The organism is Collinsella aerofaciens (assembly GCF_015546965.1).
GTDB lineage: Bacteria > Actinomycetota > Coriobacteriia > Coriobacteriales > Coriobacteriaceae > Collinsella > Collinsella aerofaciens_X.
Genome location: NZ_JADMUF010000005.1, coordinates 33,276 through 54,738, shown reverse-complemented (window position 1 = coordinate 54,738; position 21,463 = coordinate 33,276). Strand labels below are relative to the sequence as shown.

At 60.5% G+C, this 21,463-nt stretch carries 14 protein-coding genes and 1 tRNA gene; 10 read left to right on the top strand and 5 right to left on the bottom strand.

All coding sequences use genetic code 11. The annotated features are described in order from the left end of the window. Positions 1 to 597: 597 nt before the first annotated feature. The 3 genes from clpB to I1M21_RS04895 all read left to right on the top strand — a co-directional run bounded on the left by clpB (position 598) and on the right by I1M21_RS04895 (position 5,207). Complete coding sequence (gene clpB / locus I1M21_RS04905; RefSeq protein WP_195192658.1) at positions 598 to 3,225, top strand: ATP-dependent chaperone ClpB; 2,628 nt, start codon at positions 598 to 600, stop codon at positions 3,223 to 3,225. Positions 3,226 to 3,359: 134 nt separating this feature from the next. Beyond that, positions 3,360 to 3,533 (top strand): hypothetical protein, encoded by a 174-nt coding sequence (locus I1M21_RS04900; protein WP_229025616.1) that lies wholly within the window; start codon positions 3,360 to 3,362, stop codon positions 3,531 to 3,533. A gap of 321 nt (positions 3,534 to 3,854) precedes the next feature. After that, entirely contained in the window at positions 3,855 to 5,207 is a 1,353-nt protein-coding gene (locus tag I1M21_RS04895; protein WP_195192656.1) for an ATP-binding protein, read from the top strand. A gap of 73 nt (positions 5,208 to 5,280) precedes the next feature. Here I1M21_RS04895 and I1M21_RS04890 read toward each other — a convergent pair whose 3' ends face one another. The 3 genes from I1M21_RS04890 to I1M21_RS04880 all read right to left on the bottom strand — a co-directional run bounded on the left by I1M21_RS04890 (position 5,281) and on the right by I1M21_RS04880 (position 8,752). Next, positions 5,281 to 6,777: a hypothetical protein gene (locus I1M21_RS04890; protein WP_195192655.1), complete on the bottom strand. Its 1,497-nt coding sequence runs from the start codon at positions 6,775 to 6,777 to the stop codon at positions 5,281 to 5,283. A 241-nt stretch (positions 6,778 to 7,018) separates the two neighbouring features. After that, positions 7,019 to 8,026: a DUF5692 family protein gene (locus tag I1M21_RS04885; protein WP_117746534.1), complete on the bottom strand. Its 1,008-nt coding sequence runs from the start codon at positions 8,024 to 8,026 to the stop codon at positions 7,019 to 7,021. 63 nt (positions 8,027 to 8,089) lie between these two features. Beyond that, entirely contained in the window at positions 8,090 to 8,752 is a 663-nt protein-coding gene (locus tag I1M21_RS04880; RefSeq protein WP_195192654.1) for a TetR/AcrR family transcriptional regulator, read from the bottom strand. Positions 8,753 to 8,941: 189 nt separating this feature from the next. Between I1M21_RS04880 and I1M21_RS04875 the strand changes: the two genes are divergently transcribed. The 7 genes from I1M21_RS04875 (at position 8,942) to I1M21_RS04845 (ending at position 16,084) form a co-directional block, all read left to right on the top strand. Next, positions 8,942 to 11,719, top strand: a complete 2,778-nt coding sequence (locus I1M21_RS04875; protein ID WP_195192653.1) for an FAD-dependent oxidoreductase — start codon at positions 8,942 to 8,944, stop codon at positions 11,717 to 11,719. Positions 11,720 to 11,778: 59 nt separating this feature from the next. Beyond that, on the top strand, positions 11,779 to 12,207 hold the full coding sequence (locus tag I1M21_RS04870; protein WP_195192652.1) for a hydrogenase maturation nickel metallochaperone HypA/HybF: 429 nt from the start codon (positions 11,779 to 11,781) through the stop codon (positions 12,205 to 12,207). A 383-nt stretch (positions 12,208 to 12,590) separates the two neighbouring features. Next, positions 12,591 to 13,580, top strand: coding sequence for a PTS sugar transporter subunit IIB (locus I1M21_RS04865; RefSeq protein ID WP_195192651.1), 990 nt, complete (start codon positions 12,591 to 12,593; stop codon positions 13,578 to 13,580). 18 nt (positions 13,581 to 13,598) lie between these two features. Next, positions 13,599 to 14,417 carry a PTS mannose/fructose/sorbose transporter subunit IIC gene (locus I1M21_RS04860; protein ID WP_055285302.1) on the top strand — a complete coding sequence of 273 codons (819 nt, stop codon included), beginning with the start codon at positions 13,599 to 13,601 and terminating at the stop codon, positions 14,415 to 14,417. 16 nt (positions 14,418 to 14,433) lie between these two features. Then, entirely contained in the window at positions 14,434 to 15,354 is a 921-nt protein-coding gene (locus I1M21_RS04855; RefSeq protein ID WP_022094170.1) for a PTS system mannose/fructose/sorbose family transporter subunit IID, read from the top strand. Positions 15,355 to 15,474: 120 nt separating this feature from the next. After that, entirely contained in the window at positions 15,475 to 15,873 is a 399-nt protein-coding gene (locus tag I1M21_RS04850; protein ID WP_006235193.1) for a DUF956 family protein, read from the top strand. Positions 15,874 to 16,008: 135 nt separating this feature from the next. Next, positions 16,009 to 16,084 (top strand) — tRNA-Arg (locus I1M21_RS04845). A gap of 408 nt (positions 16,085 to 16,492) precedes the next feature. On the opposite strand, the gene pknB is transcribed toward I1M21_RS04845, so the two are convergent. After that, entirely contained in the window at positions 16,493 to 18,454 is a 1,962-nt protein-coding gene (pknB, locus tag I1M21_RS04840) for a Stk1 family PASTA domain-containing Ser/Thr kinase (protein ID WP_195192650.1), read from the bottom strand. Positions 18,455 to 18,586: 132 nt separating this feature from the next. Then, positions 18,587 to 21,457 (bottom strand): FtsW/RodA/SpoVE family cell cycle protein, encoded by a 2,871-nt coding sequence (locus tag I1M21_RS04835; protein WP_195192649.1) that lies wholly within the window; start codon positions 21,455 to 21,457, stop codon positions 18,587 to 18,589. Between the last annotated feature and the right edge of the window lie 6 nt (positions 21,458 to 21,463).

Sequence of the window (21,463 nt, the reverse complement as noted above, 5' to 3'; positions counted from 1 at the left end):
CTTGAATCTCTGCCTCTATCTGTGCGAACGGGCTATTGTCGGTTCTCGATTCCATCACTGCGTTCTCGTTGGGTCTGGGGATCGCCAAACGTAGACTGGGCTTGATACCGCCTCTTTTTATTGGGGCGGTTTCTTTGTTGGACCACCATGAAGGTGCCTGTCCCCTTTGTGGTGGTTTTCGGTCTGTCTCGATCTGTAGCATCTTGGCCGCTAAAAGTGGGCCTGGTGTTACGGATTTAGATTTTCGATTCGGGTGTCTTCTGTTTGTCTCAATCTGTAACAGGTAGAGCTCTATTTGCCGAGTAGTTGTTACAGATTGAGACAAGCGGGCGCCGCTGGTCATTTCATCTTGATTTGTAACATCTGGAGCCATAAACAGTCGCTAGATGTTACAGATTGAGATAGTAAGGGGATGAGGCCGCAGCGGGTGAGCACGCCTGTCCCCTTTGTGGTGATTTTCCATGTCATGAGAGCACTCAGAAAATCTTATATATAGAGACTTAGATTTATGTATAAGATCGTAAAAAGCTGGCAACAATACTTCTCGAACAACGTGAAGCCGCCCCGTAGGGCGGCCACCCCAAGAGAGGTGATTCCATGAGAATCGATAAGCTAGCAATGACGTCGCGCGAGGCGTTGCAGACCGCCATGAGCACGGCTGCCGACGCGCAGGCCGGCGCGGTGGAGCCGATTCACCTGCTGTCTGCCCTGCTCGGTGCCGGTGAACGCAATATCTCCGTGATCATCGAGCGCATTGGTGCCGATCCGGCTCAACTCGCGCGCTCCACGCAGGATGCCATCGACCATGCGCCCAAGGTTTCGGGCGAGGGCCAGCAGATGGGCCTTTCCAAAGAGCTCGTCCGCGTCATCGAGAAGGCCGAGAAGAAGGCCACCAAGATGGGCGACAGCTTTGTGGTGACCGAGCATCTGCTAATGGCGCTTGCCGAGGACAAGGGCGAGGCGGGCCGCGTGCTGCGCGACGCCGGCGTTACCAAGGAGCGCATCGAGCAGGTCTACGAGGAACTGCGCGGCGATGACCGCGTGACATCTGCCGAGGACAAGACCCAGTTTGAGGCGCTGGAGCAGTACGGCCGCAATATCTGCGACCTGGCCCGCGCCGGCAAGCTCGACCCGGTTATCGGCCGTACTGACGAGATTCGTCGTACCATCCAGGTCCTGTCCCGCCGCACCAAGAACAACCCCGTGCTCATCGGCGAGCCGGGCGTGGGCAAGACGGCTATCGTCGAGGGCATCGCCCAGCGTATCGTGGCCGGCGACGTGCCGAGCACCCTGCGCGACCGTGACCTCATCGAGCTCGACATGAGCGCGCTGGTCGCTGGCGCCAAGTACCGCGGTGAGTTCGAGGACCGCCTGAAGGCCGTGCTCAAGGAAGTGCAGAAGGCGCAGGGTAAGGTCATCCTGTTCATCGATGAGCTCCACACCATCGTGGGCGCGGGTGCCACCGAGGGCTCCATGGACGCCGGCAACATCCTGAAGCCGGCGCTCGCCCGTGGCGACCTGCACGCGATCGGCGCGACCACGCTCGACGAGTACCGCAAGTACATCGAGAAGGATGCGGCGCTCGCTCGTCGTTTCCAGACCGTTATGGTGAGCGAGCCTACCGTCGAGGACACCATCTCGATCCTGCGTGGCCTTAAGGAGAAGTACGAGATCTTCCACGGCGTGCACATCACCGATAGTGCGCTCGTGGCCGCCGCCGACCTCTCCGATCGCTACATCGCCGACCGTTTCCTGCCCGACAAGGCCATCGACCTGGTCGATGAGGCGGCAAGCCGCCTGCGCATGGAGCTCGACAGCATGCCGGTCGAGATCGACGCCACCACACGTCAACTCACCCAGCTGCAGATCGAGGAACAGGCGCTCATGAAGGAGACCGATGACGCCTCCAAGGAGCGTCTGGAGGCCCTGCGCCAGGAGATTGCCGAGGTCCAGGAAAAGCTCAACGTGCAAAAGGCCGGCTGGCTCAACCAGAAGAACGCCATCGACCACGTGCAGGAGCTCAAGGGCAAGCTCGACGAGGCAAAGAGCGAGGAGGAGCGTGCGACGCGCAACGGCGATTTGGGTCGTGCGTCCGAGCTGCGCTACTCCGTGATTCCGGGTCTGCAGCAGCAGATTCAGGATTCCGAGGCCGCGCTCGAGGCGCAAAAGCAGCAGGACGGCGAGGGCCTCAATGAGCAGGTGACCTCCGATGAGATCGCTGAGGTCGTGAGCGCTTGGACCGGCGTGCCCGTGTCCAAGATGATGCAGGGCGAGCTCGACAAGCTGAAGGGCCTGGAGGGCGAGCTGCATAAGCGCGTCATCGGTCAGGATGAGGCCGTGTCCGCCGTGGCCGCGGCTGTGCGCCGCAGCCGTGCGGGCCTCTCCGACCCGGACAAGCCCATCGGCAGCTTCTTCTTCCTGGGCCCCACCGGCGTGGGCAAGACCGAGCTCGCCAAGGCGCTTGCCGAGTGCCTGTTCGACGACGAGCGCGCGCTTGTGCGTATCGACATGTCCGAGTACATGGAGAAGTTCAGCGTCCAGCGTCTGATCGGTGCGCCCCCGGGATACGTGGGCTACGACGAGGGTGGCCAGCTCACCGAGGCCGTGCGCCGTCGTCCGTACTCCGTAATCTTGCTCGACGAGATGGAGAAGGCCCATCCGGATGTCTTTAACGTGCTGCTGCAGGTGCTCGACGACGGTCGTCTGACCGATGGCCAGGGTCGCCAGGTGTCCTTCAAGAACACGATTATCATCATGACGAGCAACGTGGGCTCCAAGGCCATCGCCGATCTGTCCGGCAAGGACGAGGAGGAGATGCGCCATCAGGTCGACGCGGCCATGGCCCAGACCTTCCGCCCCGAGTTCCTCAACCGTATCGACGATATCGTGGTGTTCCATCCGCTCGGTATGGCGCAGATCGAAAAGATCGTCGACATCCAGCTTGCCGACGTCCGCGCGCGTCTGGCCAAGGAGCGCATGACGCTTGCCGTCACCCCGGCGGCCAAGCAGATGCTCGCCGTGGGCGGTTTGGACCCGGTCTTTGGTGCCCGTCCGCTCAAGCGCCTGGTCCAGCGCGAGGTCGTGGACGCCATCGCGGCGGCCATCATCGACGGCACAGTGCGCGAGGGCGATCAGGTGACAGTCGATGTCGACAAGGACGGCGGCTTTACCGTCGTGTGCGACAACACGCCGGCGGCTACCTACGAGGTCCCCGACGCCGAGTAGATTTTTGGGACATGCCTTAAAATCTACCAGCCGTCTCTAAATGCCAAGGGCGGCGGATCCAATTGGGTCCGCCGCCCTTTTTCGTGCGACAATCGTTGATGTTGAGCATGAGTACATGGCAAGGAGATATGCAGATGAAAGACGAGATCAAAACAAGTGCGCCGGCGCCCAAGCCCACGTCCAAACCGGCGCCCAAGCCGCGCGACCCCTACATCCGTGCCGAGAACGAGGACGATGACGGCTACGATCCCTACAGCGATCGCCGCCCCGAGCGCGAGCCGATGTTCGAAGCCGACCCGTGGCGCTGAGTGCTACCCAAAAGGCCACCAATAAGTTGCGGTGAAATAGGGATTGTTTTACGGTTTGACCAGCAAAAACAGTCCCTATTTCACCGCAACTGCGTTAGGGATTTTTCTACAGGGGGAGGGTAGTCAAAAAAGCCCCGTCCCAAATTGACTGTCCAGGGAGTCGCATTCGAGCTTGGTTGTCCTCTCAGCCACTCGGCATCCTTCGAGCAGTACTAGTGAAAAAACTTGCTTAAGTGTTAATCAAGTCAGACATAATCTTGCTCTCTAATTAATCAAGAATCGCTATAATTTTGATTAGCTAGAGAGCAAGATTGGAGAATCATGGCATTCAACGACTTGATCGCCCAGAAAATAAAGGACTTTGAACAGCAGGGGGTTCCGCAGGTCTTTGAGCGAGACCTTGATCTAGGAAACCCACAGGAGCCAAAGCGCGACAACATCGTAAATGTGATTGTGGGGGCCCGCCGTTGTGGAAAGACGTATCGCCTGTATCAGGAGATGCGGCGGCTTCAGAGCCGGGGCGTCGAGCTTGACCGGATGCTTTACTTCAATTTTGAGGATGAGCGCTTGCGCCCGTATGAGCCATCGCTGCTGGCGGACGTGCTCGACACGTTCTATGCGCTGTATCCTGCTGCTCGAACCGAGGGCGCTTACATTTTCTTTGACGAGATCCAGGAAATTCCCGAATGGGGTGCGTTTCTGCGGCGTGTAGTCGATACGGAGAAAGCGACCGTCTATGTGACGGGATCTTCTTCTAAGATGCTGTCCTCAGAACTTAAGAGCGAGTTCAGAGGTCGTTCTCTTGTGCGAGAGCTTTTTCCGTTGAGTTTTTCGGAATACGTTCGATATAAGACGGGGAGCGTTCCCGAGCCAGATGCGACCTTTTCCCCGAGCGATGCAGCGCTGCTTCGACATCATCTGATCGGGTATCTTGAACGAGGGGGATTCATCGCGACACTTGAGCAGACGCCTGCAGACGCGATTCAGCTGCTACAGGAATATGCTTCGCGAACGGTCGCCATGGACGTCGTTGAACGTTACGACGTCAAGAACCCTCGCCTGGCATCGCTGTTCTTGACGCGGTGTATGGCATCTTCGGGACGAGAGCTGTCAGTGAACAAAGTGTACAACGAGTTCAAGAGCAGACAGATACCCGTCAGTCGTAATTCGCTCAGCGACTTACTTGAGTATTATGAGGACGCCTACCTGTTATTTTCTGTGCCGGAGTTCACGCGTTCACTGGCAAATAACATGCGGTCTGCGTCTAAGGTCTACGCTGTCGACCCTGCGATGTTTGGAGCATTCTCTCCCGCATCAGCATTGGACCAGGGCCAGAGGCTCGAGACCGCAGTGTTCAATGCGCTAAGAAGAAGGACTCCCGCGGTGAGGACCGGCTCGGTCTGCCGCCTGCTGATCAAAGAGAAGAGCAAAAGCCATGAGGTGGACTTTGTGGCTGGGGACGCGCTTCTCATGCGGGCTTATAGCCTGATTCAGGTGAGTGCGGATATGGCAAGTGAGAAAACGCGCGAGCGCGAAATTGCCGCGCTTGATGCCTCGATGGCCCAGTTTGATCTTGGCGAGTCGGCAATCGTTACCATGGATGAACAGACCGATATTCCATGCGAGCACGGTGTGGTACACGTTACGCCCGCATGGAAGTGGCTCCTTGCCTAATCATCTATGGACCTGTGGGGTCAGGACCTCCTGGCTCCTTCATCACGGTTGGGGAGCACCTTGCTGCGCCAGGCTAGTCCTGGGCCTTGATGCTGGGCAGCAGAATCTGGGCGAGGTAGTCGCATTCGAGCTTGGTGGCGGCGTCGGCCTTGCCGTCTTTGCCGACCAGCACGTTCTTGATCTGGCTATAGGTATAGCGGTTGCCGGTCGTAAGCTCGACAAGCTCAATGGCCGTGTCCATGGGGTAGGTCGACACGGGGTTCTGCGTGCGTCCGTTGATGGTCTGGGGCACCACATACGGATAAACGGGGCCGCTGGCGTAGACGGTGTAGCCGTTGCCGAGGTTTGCCGCACCCAAAACCGCGTCGCCCTCATCGGGCGTAAAGCTCTCGCCGTCGCGCACCGTGACAAGCGTCACAAGCGGCGTGCTCGTGTCGCCGGCAAGATAGATGCACAGCGTGCTGCCGTTTTGCCAAGTCGCGACTTTGCCGTACCACTCAACGGGAATATCGAGCTGATACAGGTCCGTTGCCTTATGTCGAGCATCGGCGTCGCGGGCCGCCTGCGCCTTGCGGGAGCTCACGGCGTTGGTTGCGGCGTCGCGTCGCGCGGTTGCCGCCTGCTGGAGTACCTTTGCGACCGCGGCGGAATTCACCCCGCCTTCCTCGGCATACTTGGCGGCGGCATCGATCTGGTCGTCAGTCACCGTGTCGGCCGAAGGTACCTTGAGCTTAAAGGTGGCCTGGGCACTCAAATCCTGCCCATCGCTCTTGACCGTAACTTGGGCCTTGGTGGTCGGGACGGTGTAGATGGTGCCGTCGGCCGCGATGGGGGAGGCGGCGATGGAGAACGTGTAGTCGCCGGGCAGCAGCTTAATGCCGCGACCATGTTCGTCAACGTAGAGCGTTTCGCTCACGGAAGAGCCGTCGGAATCCTGCCCGCTCACCTGCACGGGAATCTTGGAGCCAGTTGAGCAGTCGAGGCCCGCGGCATGCACGCCAATCTGCACCGACATCATCGTGTGCGCATTGGCGGCGGCGACGGCAGCCTGCTCTTGCTGATAACCGTTCCAAGCGGTATAGCCTGCGCCACCGGCGACGAGCGCGACGGCTACGACACCGGCGACCATCAGATTGCGGCGCTTGGGCGACATCTTGCGATGGCGAACCTCGGCCTCGCGTGCCGAGGGAACGGACGGCAGGGGAATATCGCCCATGGCGATGGTTTCGTCCACGGCTGGTGCGGAACCCAGGCCAGGAAGCTCGCGGGTCAGCGAATCCTCGGCCGGCAAGCTGTCGAGCAAGACGGTTTCCTCGCCCGTGTCGGATTCGGGCTGATTGCCGGCCTCGCTTTCGGTGTCTTCGTGACCTGCCTCATCTTCGGCAGGCTCAACGTCGTCTGCATCCTGATCATCGGACTGCGCCTCGGTTTCCGGCCCATCCTGCACATCAACGCCCGAATCGTCAAACGCAATCTCATCGAGTGAAATCCGGTCTAAGCTCTCCAAGGCCTCAGCGCAAGCTTCTGCATCTTGGGCCGCATCCTCTTGGCCCATCGTCTCATCATTCATACATCCCCCAAGCTCAATATCGGGACAACAATGTACCCAAAAACAGGGTCATATAGAGCTGTCAGGCGATTGGAAATCTGATTTTATCTGTGCGAGAGGTTTTGAATATGTGTGTGGATGCGCGCAACAACAAAAAGCCCCCGGAAAGCGAACAAATCGCTTTCCGGGGGCATGCAATACGTTGCATTGCGCGGAGCCGGCTATGCGGCTTCGTACTCAAGCGATGTTTGCGTCAGGCGCGTTACTCGGCGTGTGCGTAATCAACCTTGGCGCGGCGGGCGGTGGCCTTCTCCCAATCGCTGGTGCCCTCAAAGACATCCTGCTTGTAGGGATTGCGGCCGAGCTTCTTGGCGCGGTAGGCGATGTAGATGATCGCGGCGATGTTGGCGACCAGCGCGGCGATCGAGACCGCGGTAGCGGCGCCGGGATCGAGCGTGGAGTGGGTCACAAAGATGGACTCCTCCTGGAAGTACGGGAACACCTGGGCAAACATGCACCAAATGGCCAGCGTAAAGGCGCGGTTCTGGATCCAGCCGCCCTTGTTCCAGATAAAGGCGGCGACGGTGGGCGCCAGCAGCAGCGCAAAGCCGCAGAACCAGGAGTGGGTGGGCAGGCAGTTGTAGGTGTAGCAGAAGTTCCAGATATCGTAGGCGATGATGTAGACCCAGGTCATATCGGGCCACAGCATGTCGGTCTGATCCTCGGAGGCGTAGACGCTCCACCAACCGGTCATGCAGAAGATGTTGATGATACCGGCGATGCCGTTGAACACGTTGTTCCAGCCGGCCAGCTGAGTAGCACCTTCGGAGGTGACCCAGGTGGACTGGCCCAGGACAAAGAAGTGATAGGCGCTCTCGAAGTCGGACACGACGGCGATCATGATGTTGATGGCGACGATCACAAACGGCCACGCGCGGAACCAATGCGCCTTGCCGATCTTGCCCCACTGGTACTTAATGGCAATGAAGCCCCAGCAACCGGCGAGCGCCGCGTATACCTTGGCGTAGTGGAACCAGCTGTTCTGGTACACATGGGTGGGGTTGGTGAGTGCCCACTCGGCACCCTGCGAGACGCCAATGGCGATGGCGACGCAGTAGATGGTCATGGCCAGCGGAGCCACGCCAAAGATGATTGCCGCGCCCAGCTTGGTGCGGCGGCCGACCTCGTTGAGCACGATCAGGCCGATAAAGACCATGGCCCAGCCGGCCCAGTGGATAAGGGTATCGCTACCCCAAACATCGAACAGCATGCTGCTCTCCTTTCACACGCCCGCGGCCCCTCTTCTGATCGCGGGCAGTTTGGCCAAATGTCGTCAGTTCTGGGGCTTACGCTCCGGATACTTGGCGGTATAGCCCTCGATGTGGAGTGTCGAGGCGATGATTTCCTTGACCGTCTCGTCGGGCACATCGGGGTGCGTGCGGATATACATCAACAACCCCATGATGAGGGTGTAGAACGTCTCGTAGACATGGTCGATGCGTAGCTCATGATGGGCGACAAAATCCACCACGGTGGTGTCGCAGATATACTGCGCCACGCGCTGGACCACGTTGTGCAAAAAGCCGCCGTAGAGCGCGCCGCTGCTCGAGGTGAGCGTGCTCGGCAGCTCGTGGCCGCTGGCGACCAGGCGCTTAAAGAGCGGGGCGACGGTGTCGAGCGCGCCCTCGATATCTCCGACGGTGCGGCCGGCGTTCCACTGCTCGAGTTCGGAGATAAAGCCGTCGATCGCTTCGTCCATAACAGCGGTGACGGCGGCGTCCATGTCGGCAAAGTAGTGGTAGAACAATGAACGCGTGCAGCCGGCTCGTTTGGTCACGGCCGATACCGATAGGTGGGACACGCCCAACTCGGAGCTTACGGTGCGCACGGCATCGAGGATCTCGCGACGGCGTTCGTCGCCCGTCAAGCGCTTTGCCGCGCTATCGGATGCGGGGATGGCATCGACCACAGAGGTATCTGCTGCGTTGTTGCCCATGTTTTGCCGCCTTTCACCCTCTTTTGCCTGACCGTTCGCCTAACAGTCTTGAATATTGTTGACGGTTCGTCAATACTATTTTTGACACAATGTCAACAATGGCGGGTGAACGGCATGGGGGCATGCCCGGCCTGCAAAAAAAGAGGGGCGCTGCGGCCTCGCCGGGCTGCGGCAAGAGAAGGGACAACCATGATTCTCAACGGACCGGGGATTAGCTATACCGAGCCCGATATCGGCGCGGAGTTCGTGCCGCCGCTGCCGGAGCATCCGCGCGAGGCAATCGTCAAGTTGTGCGAGCACTGCACCAACCGTCTACTGCATCGCGATGAGCTGCTGGGCTACGAGTACTGGTCGTTTGCCGAGGCCGCAACTGACGAGCAGGCCGAAGTGCTCTGCAAGATGAAGATGCGCCGTCCCTATACGCTGCCCGAGATGGTCAAGCTCACCGGCATGCCCGAAGCCGATATCGAGAAGATGCTCGACGACATGAGCTACACGGGTCTGCTCGAGTACAACTGGGAAAACCCCGAGCGCGCCAAGCAGTGGGTGCTGCCCATGCTGGTGCCGGGTTCCGCCGAGTTCCTCAACATGCGCGTGAGCCAGCTCGAGGAGCACCCGGTCTATGCCAAGTTCTTTGAGCAGGCGTCCAAGGGACCGCTGTCCAAGGCCACGCCGATGGTGCCGCCCGGAGGCGCCGGCATCGGCATGCACGTCATTCCGGTCGAGAAGGCCATCGACGCCGCGAGCACCTCGGTGCCGATCGAGCATATCGAGCACTGGCTCGACAAATACGATGGCAAATATGCCGCTAGCACCTGCAGCTGCCGCGCGAGCCGTCGCGTGATGGGTGAGGGCTGCGCCGACGACCCCGCCGACTGGTGCATTGCCGTGGGCGATATGGCCGACTATGTGGTTGAGACCGACCGCGGCCATTACGTGACGCGCGACGAGGTCTACGACATCCTGCGCCAGGCCGAGGACAACGGCTTTGTGCACCAGATCACCAATATCGACGGCGAGAACAAGATCTTCGCTATCTGCAACTGCAACGTCAACGTGTGTTATGCCCTGCGCACCTCTCAGCTGTTCAACACGCCCAACCTGTCGCGCTCGGCCTATGTCGCCAAGGTCGAGAAGGACAAGTGCGTTGCCTGCGGTCGCTGCGTTGAGGTGTGCCCGGCCGGCGCCGCCAAGCTCGGCCAGAAGCTCTGCAGCAAAAAGGCCGGCGGACAGGTGCCCGAGTATCCGCGCCAGGAGCTGCCCGACGCCACCAAATGGGATCACACCAAGTGGTCGCCCAACTACCGCAACGACAACCGTATCGAGACGCATGAGTCCGGCACCGCTCCCTGCAAGACGGTCTGCCCCGCGCACGTTGCCGTTCAGGGCTATTTGAAGCTCGCGGCTCAGGGTCGCTATGACGAGGCGCTGGCGCTCATCAAGCGTGAGAACCCGCTGCCCGCCATCTGCGGCCGCGTGTGCAACCGCCGCTGCGAGGATGCCTGCACTCGCGGCCGTGTGGACGCCGCCGTGGCTATCGACGAGGTCAAGAAGTTCATCGCCCAGCGCGATTTGGATGCCGCGACCCGCTACGTCCCGCCCGTGGTTATGCCGACGCGCGCTGGCGGCTTTGATCAGAAGATCGCCATCATCGGTGCCGGTCCGGCCGGCCTGTCCTGCGCTTTCTATCTGGCCGAGAAGGGCTACAAGCCCGTCGTGTTCGAGAAGAACGAGCGCCCGGGTGGCATGCTCACCTATGGCATTCCCAGCTTTAAGCTGCAGAAGGATGTTATCGAGGCCGAGGTCGAGATCATTCGCCTGATGGGTGCCGAGTTCCGCTATGGCGTGGAGGTCGGTCGTGATGTGACGCTCGACGAGCTGCGCGCGCAGGGCTTTAAGGCCTTTTACGTGGCCATCGGCTGCCAGGGCGGCCGCCTTGCCGGTATTCCGGGCGAGGATGCCGAGGACGTGACCGTGGCCGTCGACTTCCTTCGCGAGGTTAACAGTGGCAAGATCGATACCCTGTCCGGCCGCACCATTGTGGTGGGCGGCGGCAACGTGGCCATCGACGTTGCCCGCAACGCCTGCCGTTTGGGCTCTGAGCACGTTGAGATGTTCTGCCTGGAGAGCGAGGTCCAGATGCCCGCCAGCGAGGAGGAACGTCGCGAGGCCGTTGAGGACGGCGCTCACATCAGCTGCGGCTGGGGCCCCAAGGAGGTCCATCTGGACGAGGCCGGCCGTGTGTGCGGCATCACCTTTAAGCGCTGCACGCGCGTCTACGATGACGAGGGCCGGTTTGCGCCCGAGTACGACGAGAACGACCTGCGCCGCGTCGATGCCGACCGCGTGGTCATGTCCATTGGCCAGTCCATCGTGTGGGGCGACCTGCTGGCTGGCTCCAAGGTGGAGTTTGGCCGTGGTCAGGGTGCCCTTGCCGACCCCCAGACCTACCAGACCGCAGAGCCCGACATCTTTGTGGGCGGTGACGTCTACACTGGCCCCAGCTTTGCCATCGACGCTATCGCCGCCGGTCACGAGGCCGCGGTGTCCATCCATCGCTTTGTGCAGCCGGGCTCCACGCTCACCATCGGCCGCAACCAGCGCCGCTACACCGCGCTCGACCGCAACGACGTTGTGCTCGATAGCTACGACAACGCGAGCCGCGAGGTTGCGCATGTGGACCGCGAACGCGAGAAGGCTGCGCCGTTTAGCGAGTATGTTGAGACCTTTACCGAGGAGCAGGTGCGCGCCGAGACCGCCCGCTGCCTGGGCTGCGGCGCCTCGATCGTCGACCCCAACAAGTGCATTGGCTGCGGCCTGTGCACCACCAAGTGCGCGTTCGACGCCATTCACCTTGATCGTGACCGCCCCGAGTGCTCCACGATGGTCAAATACGAGCAAAAGCTGCCGAGCCTGGGCAAGTACGCGCTCAAGCGCGCCATCAAAATTAAGTTCGGGAAGAAATAAAAGAACATAACGACTAAAAGAACGGCGCAGAAGCCAGTTGGGCGGCGGAAGGAACACAAGTGCACGAGCTCGGGATTGTTTATCACATCATTCGCGATGTTGAGAATGTGGCGCGCGCCAATGGCGTGCGTCGCGTCTCGAGCGTGACGCTGCTGCTGGGCGAGGTCTCGGGCGTCGTTCCCGATCTGCTGCTCGATGCGTGGCGCTGGGCAGCAGATAAAAAGCCCATCACCGAGGGCGCCGAGCTCATTGTGGAGCCCGTCGAGGCCGTGACGCATTGCGAAGTGTGCGGCCGCGACTACGCGACCGTCGAGCACGGCAAGATTTGCCCTCATTGCGGCAGCGGCGATACGTACCTGCTCCAAGGCCAAGAGGTCATGATCAAACAGATTGAGACTCCGGACGAAGAGCCGACGGAGGCCAGCCTCTCCGAGCCCGTCGACGCTCCAGACGCCGTCGACGCGGCCCATCCCCTCCACATCGCCTAACCCAGTCATTGGGGACGTTCTTAAACAACTTGTCATTCAAGAACGTCCAACGTCTACGGCCCGGCTTGATTTTCTTGAGCATATTCTCAATCATTAGTCAAGCGATAAGTGTTTAAACAAAATAAAGTAGGGTCAGCCGCATTAATGCTGTTTGAATCGGTATTAATGAACAGCGCATTTGCATCCGTCATTAAAGCCAACGCAAAAATCGCGTTCCAGCAGAAAACAAGCTGCAAACCAAAGATGTAATCAGTTTGTAACAAAAAAAGACGTTTAAACAAATAATGCAACCATTTGCAGTTTCTCGCATAATTCCATAAACCAAACAGCTATACTTCATTCATGTCGTGTAGGAAATACGTAGACAAAAAGGAGGTTATGTGATGGTAAGTATTGTTCTTGCTAGCCATGGGGACTTGGCAGCTGGAATCAAGCAGACGGGCTCGATGGTCTTTGGCGATCAGCCGTCTGTTGCCGTGGTCTCGCTCGAGCCGAGCATGGGCCCCGACGACTTCCGTGCCAAGGTCGAGGAAGCAATCGCTTCCTTCGAGGACCAGGAGCAGGTGCTCTTCCTCGTTGATCTGTGGGGCGGCACGCCGTTCAACCAGATCAGCGGGCTCATCGAGGACCACGATTCCTGGGCTATCGTCACCGGTGTCAACCTGCCTATGCTCATCGAGGCATATTCGCAGCGCTTTGACGCAAAGAACACTGCACATGCGATCGCAAAACATCTCGTGACTGAGGCTAAGGCTGGCGTGCGCGTCAAGCCCGAGTCTCTGGAGCCCGAGGAGAAGAAGCCGGCTGCGGCCGCCGCTGCTCCTGCAGGCGCCATCCCTCCGGGAACGGTCATCGGCGACGGGCACATCAAGATTGCCCACGTCCGTATCGACACCCGTCTGCTTCATGGTCAGGTGGCCACCACGTGGACCAAGCAGATCAACCCCAACCGCATCATCGTGGTTTCCGACGGCGTTGCTCACGACGAGCTCCGCAAGACCATGATCGAGCAGGCTGCCCCTCCGGGAGTCCATGCCAACGTCGTGCCCATCAAGAAGATGGCCGAGGTCGTCAAGGACACGCGCTTTGGTGACACCAAGGCCATGCTGCTCTTTGAGAACCCGCAGGATCTGCTCAAGGCCATCGAGGCCGGCGTCGACATCAAGGAAGTCAACATCGGTTCCATGGCTCACTCCAAGGGCAAGGTCGTCGTCACCAACGCCGTCGCTATGGGCGATGACGACGTCAAGACTCTCGAGGCCCTCAAGGCCAAGGGCGTCAAGTTCGAGGTCCGCAAGGTTCCTTCGGATTCCTCCGAGGATCTCGACGCCATGTTGAAGAAAGCTAAGGCCGAACTGGCCGCTCAAGCATAGTAAAGGAGGGTCCGATACATGTCTGCAATCACTATTCTGCTTGTTGCGATTGTCGCGTTGCTTGCCGGTATGGAAGGCATTCTGGATGAGTTCCAGTTCCATCAGCCGCTCGTGGCATGCACGCTTATCGGTCTCGTAACCGGTCACCTTCAGGAGGGCATCCTCCTGGGCGGTTCGCTCCAGATGATGGCCCTTGGCTGGGCTAACGTTGGCGCCGCTGTCGCGCCTGACGCCGCTCTGGCCTCGGTCGCTTCTTCGATCATCATGGTGCTCGCCCTCAACGGTGGCGCCACCGATTCGGCAAAGGCCGTTACCGCCGCCATCGCCGTCGCCGTCCCGCTGTCGGTCGCTGGTCTGTTCCTGACCATGATCTGCCGTACCCTGGCTACCGCTATCGCTCACGCCATGGACGGTTGCGCCGAGAAGGGCGACTTCTCCGGCATCGAGCGCTGGCAGTACGCTGCTATCCTCATGCAGGGCCTTCGTATCGCCATCCCGGCAGTACTTCTGTGCATCATCCCGGCCGAGGCTGTTACCAACGCGCTTAACGCTATGCCCGACTGGCTGTCCGGCGGTATGGCTGTCGGCGGCGGCATGGTCGCTTCCGTCGGTTACGCCATGGTCATCAACATGATGGCCACCAAGGAGACCTGGCCGTTCTTCATCCTCGGCTTTGTCCTTGCTGCCATCCCTCAGCTCACGCTGATCGCCCTTGGCCTCATCGGCATCTCCCTTGCCCTCATCTACCTTGGCCTTAAGGATCTGGCCAAGCAGGGTGGCGGCATGGGCGGCGGCTCCGGTGACCCGCTCGGCGACATTCTGAACGATTACGAGTAGGAGGGGAGTGATACATATGGCAGAGAACAAGATTCAGCTCACCAAGGCTGACCGCAAGAAGGTTTGCTTCCGTCATCAGTTCCTTCAGGGCTCGTGGAACTACGAGCGTATGCAGAACGGCGGCTGGTGCTTCGCAATGATCCCTGCGATCAAGAAGCTCTACACCAGCAAGGATGACCAGATTGCCGCTCTTAAGCGCCACCTGGAGTTCTATAACACCCATCCCTATGTTTCCGCCCCCGTCATTGGCGTCACCCTCGCTCTCGAGGAGGAGCGCGCCAACGGTGCTCCGATCGACGACGTCGCCATTCAGGGCGTCAAGGTCGGTATGATGGGCCCGCTCGCCGGCGTCGGCGACCCCGCCTTCTGGTTCACCCTTCGCCCGATTCTGGGCGCTCTGGGCGCTTCCCTGGCCCTGTCCGGCAGCATCGCCGGTCCGCTGCTGTTCTTCTTCGCGTGGAACATCATCCGTTACGCCTTCCTGTGGTACACGCAGGAGTTTGGCTACAAGGTCGGCTCCTCCATCGCCAAGGACCTCTCCGGCGGTCTGATGGGCAAGGTCACCGAGGGTGCTTCCATCCTGGGTATGTTCATCATCGGCGCCCTGGTCGAGCGCTGGGTGTCCATCTCCTTCACCCCGGTCGTCTCCAAGGTCACGCAGTCTGCTGGCGCCTTTATCGACTGGGCTAACCTGCCCTCCGGTTCTGAGGGTGTCAAGGAAGCACTGACGATGTATAACTCCATCGGTGCTAACGCCCTTGATCAGGTGAAGGTCACCACGCTTCAGGCCAACCTCGATCAGCTCATCCCCGGCCTTGCCGCCGTGTGCCTGACCCTGCTGGTCTGCAAGCTCCTCAAGAAGAAGGTCAGCCCGATCGTCATCATCCTGGCTCTCTTCGCCATCGGCATCATCGGTCGCGTCTGCGGCTTCATGTAAGCACGTTTCGGCTTAAGACCGAGAATTGCTAGGCAAGGGCTTTTGAGCCATTGAAACGGACCGCACCCGGTGGGTACACTGGATGCGGTCCGATTGTTTTATTTGGAGGGCGAGGCGCGCATGGCGCAATCTCAGAACAGCACGGTCGATCTGGCAACGCCGGCAACCTGCCTGATGGGGCTTACCAGCCACGGTAACGTGATGGTGGGCAATAAGGCGTTCGAGTATTACAACGAGCGCAATCCCGAGGATTATATTCAAATCCCATGGGACGAGGTCGACTATATTGCCGCCGAGGTTTTACGCGGCACCAAGAAGATCACGCGTTTTGCCATCTTCACCAAGGACAACGGTCACTTTACGTTTTCGACGCGCGACGACAAAGAGACGCTTCGTGCTGTCCGCAAGTACGTCGACGAGGATAAGCTCGTGCGCTCGCCCGACTTTATCGATGTGACGGCCAAGGGTGCCAAGAGCATCCCCTCCGTCATCAAAAACCTCTTCCACAAAGGCAACTAGCTCTTCACAAGTTGCGGTGAAATAGTTCCTAAATACGGCTTTAGATGCTTCAGACAGGAACTATTCCACCGCAACTTCGAAGTCTAGTCATGCGACGTATGGCGATGCAGTAAATCTGCTACACTAGTACAACATGCCTCCGTAGCTCAGGGGATAGAGCACCGCTCTCCTAAAGCGGGTGTCGACGGTTCGAATCCGCCCGGGGGCACCAGAGGAATATCGAGCCCGGTACCGCTACGGTGCCGGGCTCTTCTGGTCTAAGGGCGGGATTCGGACCATCGACACCCGCGTCACTCATTTCCCCGCGGGGGGAGTTTTCGAATCCGCCCGGGGGCACCAGAGGAATATCGAGCCCGGTACCGCTGTGGTGCCGGGCTCTTCTGGTCTAAGGGCAGGATTCGGGCCGTCGACACCCGCGTCACCAATTTCCCCGCAGGGGGAGTTTTCGAATCCGCCTGGGGGGCACCAGAGGAATATCGAGCCCGGTACCGCTACGGTGCCGGGCTCTTCTGGTTCAATGCCATGTCAAAAGCGAAGCGCCCGCTTGCTGGGGGAGCAAGCGGGCGCCTGTGAGCGAATATGTTTGCGGCGAGAGCCGTGATGAACGGTGGGGTGGCGACTAGTTGGTCGTACCGGAATCGTCACCCGTGCCCGAGCCAGAGCCCGAACCCGAGCCAGAAAGTGCGACTGTTAGCGTGATCGTGCTGTCGGTGGACTGCTTGCCGGTGGGGGAGACGCCCGTAACGGTGGCATCCTCGTTACCGCTCACGGGATTGCCGTTCTGGTCACAGAAGCCGATGTTATAGAAACCGGCGTTGTTGAGCGCGGTAACGGCGGCGGAAATGCTCTTGCCGTACAGGTTGCCTGGGACGGTGGCCTTGCCGGACTTCTTGGCAATGACGACGGTAATCGTGGCGCCGGGCTTCTGCTTGCCGCTGGGGTTCCAGCTGATCACGGTGCCCTCGGTAACCGAGTCGTTCTCCTGGTAGCTCACGTCGACGCCAAAGCCTGCCATATCGAGGGCGTTGCGCGCCTGGGCCTCGGTCATGTCGGTCAGGTCGGGGACGGACGTGGTATCTGGGCCGCTCGAGACCTTGTACGAGATGGTCGTGCCCTTCGCGACTTCCTTACCGGCATCGGTGCCCTGCTCAAAGACCTGGCCCTCATCGGCCTCGTTGGCCTCCTCGGAGGCGTTGCCCTTCAGGCCAACGCTTGCCAGCGCGGCCTCGGCCTGGTCTTTGGTCAGGCCGACAAGCTGGGGAACCTCAACCTTCTCGGAGGGCTTGGGGCCCTTGGAGATTACCAGGTTCACCTTGGTGCCCTTGGCCTTCTTGGTGTTGCCGTTGGGCGTCTGCTCGGCGACCTTGCCCTCGTCGACATCGTCATTGTAGCTTTGGTCGATGGTGCCGACCTCGAGGCCGGCTTCCTTGATCAGCTCGACGGCAGTCTGCTGGTCCTTGCCCAGCACGTCGGGCACGGTGACCTGCTCGCCGCCAAAGAGTCCTGTGGCAAAGGCCACCACGATGCCGATGACGGCAACGGCTGCCACCATGGCGGCGATGATCTTGTTCTTGTTGGATTTGGGCTCTTCGACCTCGTAGGAGCCGGTGGAGCCCGAAACCGAGCTACGGGCGGTATTCTGGCCGCTCACGCCCGAGACGGGACGCACCATGGCGCGCGTCTGATCGGAAAGCTCGCGAGTCTTGGTGGCGCCCAGCTCACCGGGGGCACCGATGATGCGCGTGGGCTCCGAGACGTTGACGGCACGGCCCGACAGGTAGCTGTTGAGCACCTGACGCAGCTCGTCGGCGGTCTGGAAGCGGTTTGCCGGGTCCTTCTCCATGCACTTGAGGATGATGCGCTCAAGGTCGGCGTCGACACCGGAGTTGATCTGGCTCGGCGGAATAGGCAACTCGTTGACCTGCTTGAGTGCGACCGAGATAGCGTCGTCACCGTCAAAGGGAACGCGGCCGGTGGCGCATTCATACATTACGACGCCCAGCGAGTAGATATCCGAGGTGGGGCCGAGGTCCTGACCACGGGTCTGCTCGGGGCTGACGTAGTGGGCGGTTCCCAGCACGTTGTTGTCTTGCGTGAGGTGGCTGTTCTTGGCGCGCGCAATGCCAAAGTCCATCACCTTGATGTTGCCGTCGGGCAGCACCATGATGTTCTGCGGCTTAATGTCGCGGTGGATGATCTCGTGCTTGTGGGCGACCGAAAGCGCGGAGCTGATCTGCGAGCCGATCTGGGCGACCTTCTTGGGGTCGAGGGCGCCGTGGCTCTTGATGCCGCTCTTAAGGTCGGTGCCGCGCAGGTACTCCATGACGATGTAATAGGTGTCGCCGTCCTTGCCCCAATCGTAGACGCCCACGATATAGGGGGAGGAGAGACCGGCTGCTGCCTGGGCCTCCTGCTTAAAGCGTGCGGCGAAGGTCGCGTCACCAGCATACTGCGGCAGCATGATCTTGACGGCAACCGTGCGGTCGAGGACCTGATCCTGTGCACGGAAGACGGTCGCCATGCCGCCCGTCCCCACCTTATCCTTGAGGAGGTATCTTCCCCCGAGGACCCTCTGTTCCATTCCTGCTCCTAACTAACTTATTCGCTCAACGATGTGTGTAGTACCAAATCTATGGCCGCTGGGGCCGCGTGGCGCGTTGTCGCTAGCTCATCGGCCGCGGCGCGCCCCAAGTATCCGCTTCGATCACGGGCATCACGCTCCCTGTGCGGCGAGCGCCGCGGTCAGGACGATGCCGGCAATCTTGGCCGCCTTGACGTCGTGTTTGTCGTAATCCTCCAGGGCTACCGAGATGGCAACCGTGGGTGAATCGTAAGGTGCAAAGCCAACAAACATAGAGTTGACGTTGGTGCCGCCGATCTCGGCCGAACCGGTCTTGCCGGCAACCTTGACGCCCGGAATCTGGGCATCGGTGCCGGTACCGGACTGGACGACGGCGAGCATGGCCTGCTTGACCTGGTCGGCCGTGGCAGAGCTGACAGCCTGGCCCAGCGAGCGGGACTGCGTGGTCTTAACCACGGTTCCGTCCGGGGCGAGTATCTGGGACACAAAGAACGGGTCCATGACCACGCCGCTGTTGGCGATGGCGGCAGCGATCACGCAATTCTGCATAACGGTGGTCTGCGGGCCAGGCGTGTGGTCCATACCGACGGGCTGGCCGGCGCCTGCCCAAGCGGTCTCCCACTCGGTCATAAGCGACGGGTCGGCCATGATGGAAGCCGCGGTGGTCAGATCCTGACCGAGCTTTTGACCGTAGCCAAAGGCGTTGGCAAACTGGACGAGCGAGCTGGCACCGACCTCGTTTGCCACCTGGCCAAAGACGACGTTGGACGACACGGCGAAGGCCTGCTGCAGGCTGATGGTGCCGTAGCTCTCGTTGGCATAGTTGGTGACCGGCGCGTTGCCAATATCCATGGAGCCGGGCGCCTGGTACGTGCTGGTAAGGCTGGCGGTGCCGGTATCGAGCGCCGCGGAGAGTGTGACGACCTTAAAGGTCGAGCCCGGGGTGTAGAGCGCGTCCATGGCGCGGTCGTACATGGAGCCGTCCTCGCCGCCGCCCGACTGGAGCAGCGCATCGATGTTGGTGTTGTCGTAGGTGGGCGAGCTCGCGCACGCAAGGACCGCACCGGTGCGCGGATCCATGACCACCACAGCGCCCTTAAAGCCCTTGAGCGCCTGCTCGGCAGCCGTCTGGATGCGCGAGTCGATGGTGAGCTTGGCGGTATTGCCCGGCTGGGTCTGCCCCGCGAGCGACGCGATGGCGTTGTTCCAGCTGGAGTAATCCTTGGAGCCGGTGAGCGTATCGTTCATGACGCTCTCGATGCCGGCGGTGCCGTATTGCTGGCTCACGTAGCCCACCACGTGCGCGGCCATGTTGCCGTTGGGGTAGGAGCGGGCGTAGGTGCCGTCCTCCTGCTGCAGCGACTCGGCTAGTGTCACGCCGTCGGACGTGATGATGGAGCCACGCTGGATGTACTTGGAGCGGGCGATGGTGTGGTTGTTGGTCGGCATGTCCTGGTAATCCTTTGCCTTGATGACCTGGACATAGGTGAGGTTGCCGATAAGGATGGCGAACAGCGCCGTAAAGGCAAACACGGCACGAGTCAGACGGTTGGCAAGTGCCACGCGGCCGAGCACGCCGGACTCTGGCGTGTCGAGCAGGCGACGACGCATGCGTGAACCCGCGGAGTGGTTGCCGTGGCTGTAGGAAGGTGCGCTGGCAAAACGCGTACCGGTCGGGGCAGCGGCGGATGCGACCTGGTCATCGGTGATGGCGGCCATGGTGCCGGTGCCGGTGAGCTCGGCTTCGCGTCCGGTTGCCTCGTCGCCGGCGCGCAGCAGCAGCGCGACGATGATAAAACTCGCCAGCAGCGAAGAACCGCCCTGGCTCATAAAGGGCAGGGTGACGCCGGTCAGCGGGATCAGGCGGGTTACGCCGCCAACGATCAAGAAGGCCTGGAAGCTGATGGCGGCCGTAAGGCCTGTGGCACTAAAGGCGGCGAGGTCGGATTTAGCGCGGGCAGCCGTGGTGAGGCCACGCACGGCAAAGAGCATAAACAGGATGAGCACGGCGCCGCCGCCCAAAAGGCCCATCTCCTCGCCGATAGCCGAGAAGATAAAGTCGGACTCGACGACAGGGATGTTGTTGGCCATGCCGTTGCCGATGCCAACACCGACCAGACCGCCATCGGCAAGCGAGAAGAGCGACTGGACGATCTGGTAGCCCTGGCCCTGGGCGTCCTTAAACGGATCGAGCCAAACCTGGAAACGCACCTGAACGTGCGACAGGAACTTGTAGGCGCCCACGGCTCCAACAGCTAAGAGCGCAAGGCCGATAACGACATACGAAAAGCGCCCCGTGGCAACGTAGAGCATCAGCAAGAAGATGGTGTAGAACAGCACGGCCGAACCCAGGTCGCGTTCGAAGACGACGACGAGCAGGCACACACCCCACACGGCAAACAGCGGCAGCAGCAGTCGCAGGCGAGGGATCTTAAAGCCCAGAATCTTGCGGTTGGAGATGGAGAGCAGCTCGCGGTTCTCGGCCAGGTAGCCGGCCAGGAACAGGACGATAAAGACCTTGGCGAACTCGCCGGGCTGGATGGTAAAGCCCGCGATGCGAATCCACAGCTTGGAGCCCGAGATCGTGGTGCCGATAAAGATAGGCAGCATCAGCAGAATGATGCCGATGATGCCAAAGGTGTACTTGTAGCGCATGACCACGTCGAGGTTTTTGACTAGTGCAAGCGTTCCCACCATGAGCGCCACCGAGACAAACAGGATGATGAGCTGTGAGATGGCGAGAGCGGGGGCGAGACGCGTCACGAACGTGATGCCGATGCCCGAAAGTATAAATACGATGGGCAGGATGGCGGGGTCGGCACCGGGTGCCAAGATGCGCACGGCAATGTGGGCCGCGGCAAAGGCGGCAAAGAGGCCGATCGGTACGGCGAGCGTCTCAAAGGAGATGGCAGCGCCCGCGGTGAGGACGTACATCGCATACAGCAGGATGACGGGGAACGCCGAGGCGATGAGCAAGAGCAGCTCGGTGTTGCGGCGACTCATAAGCGG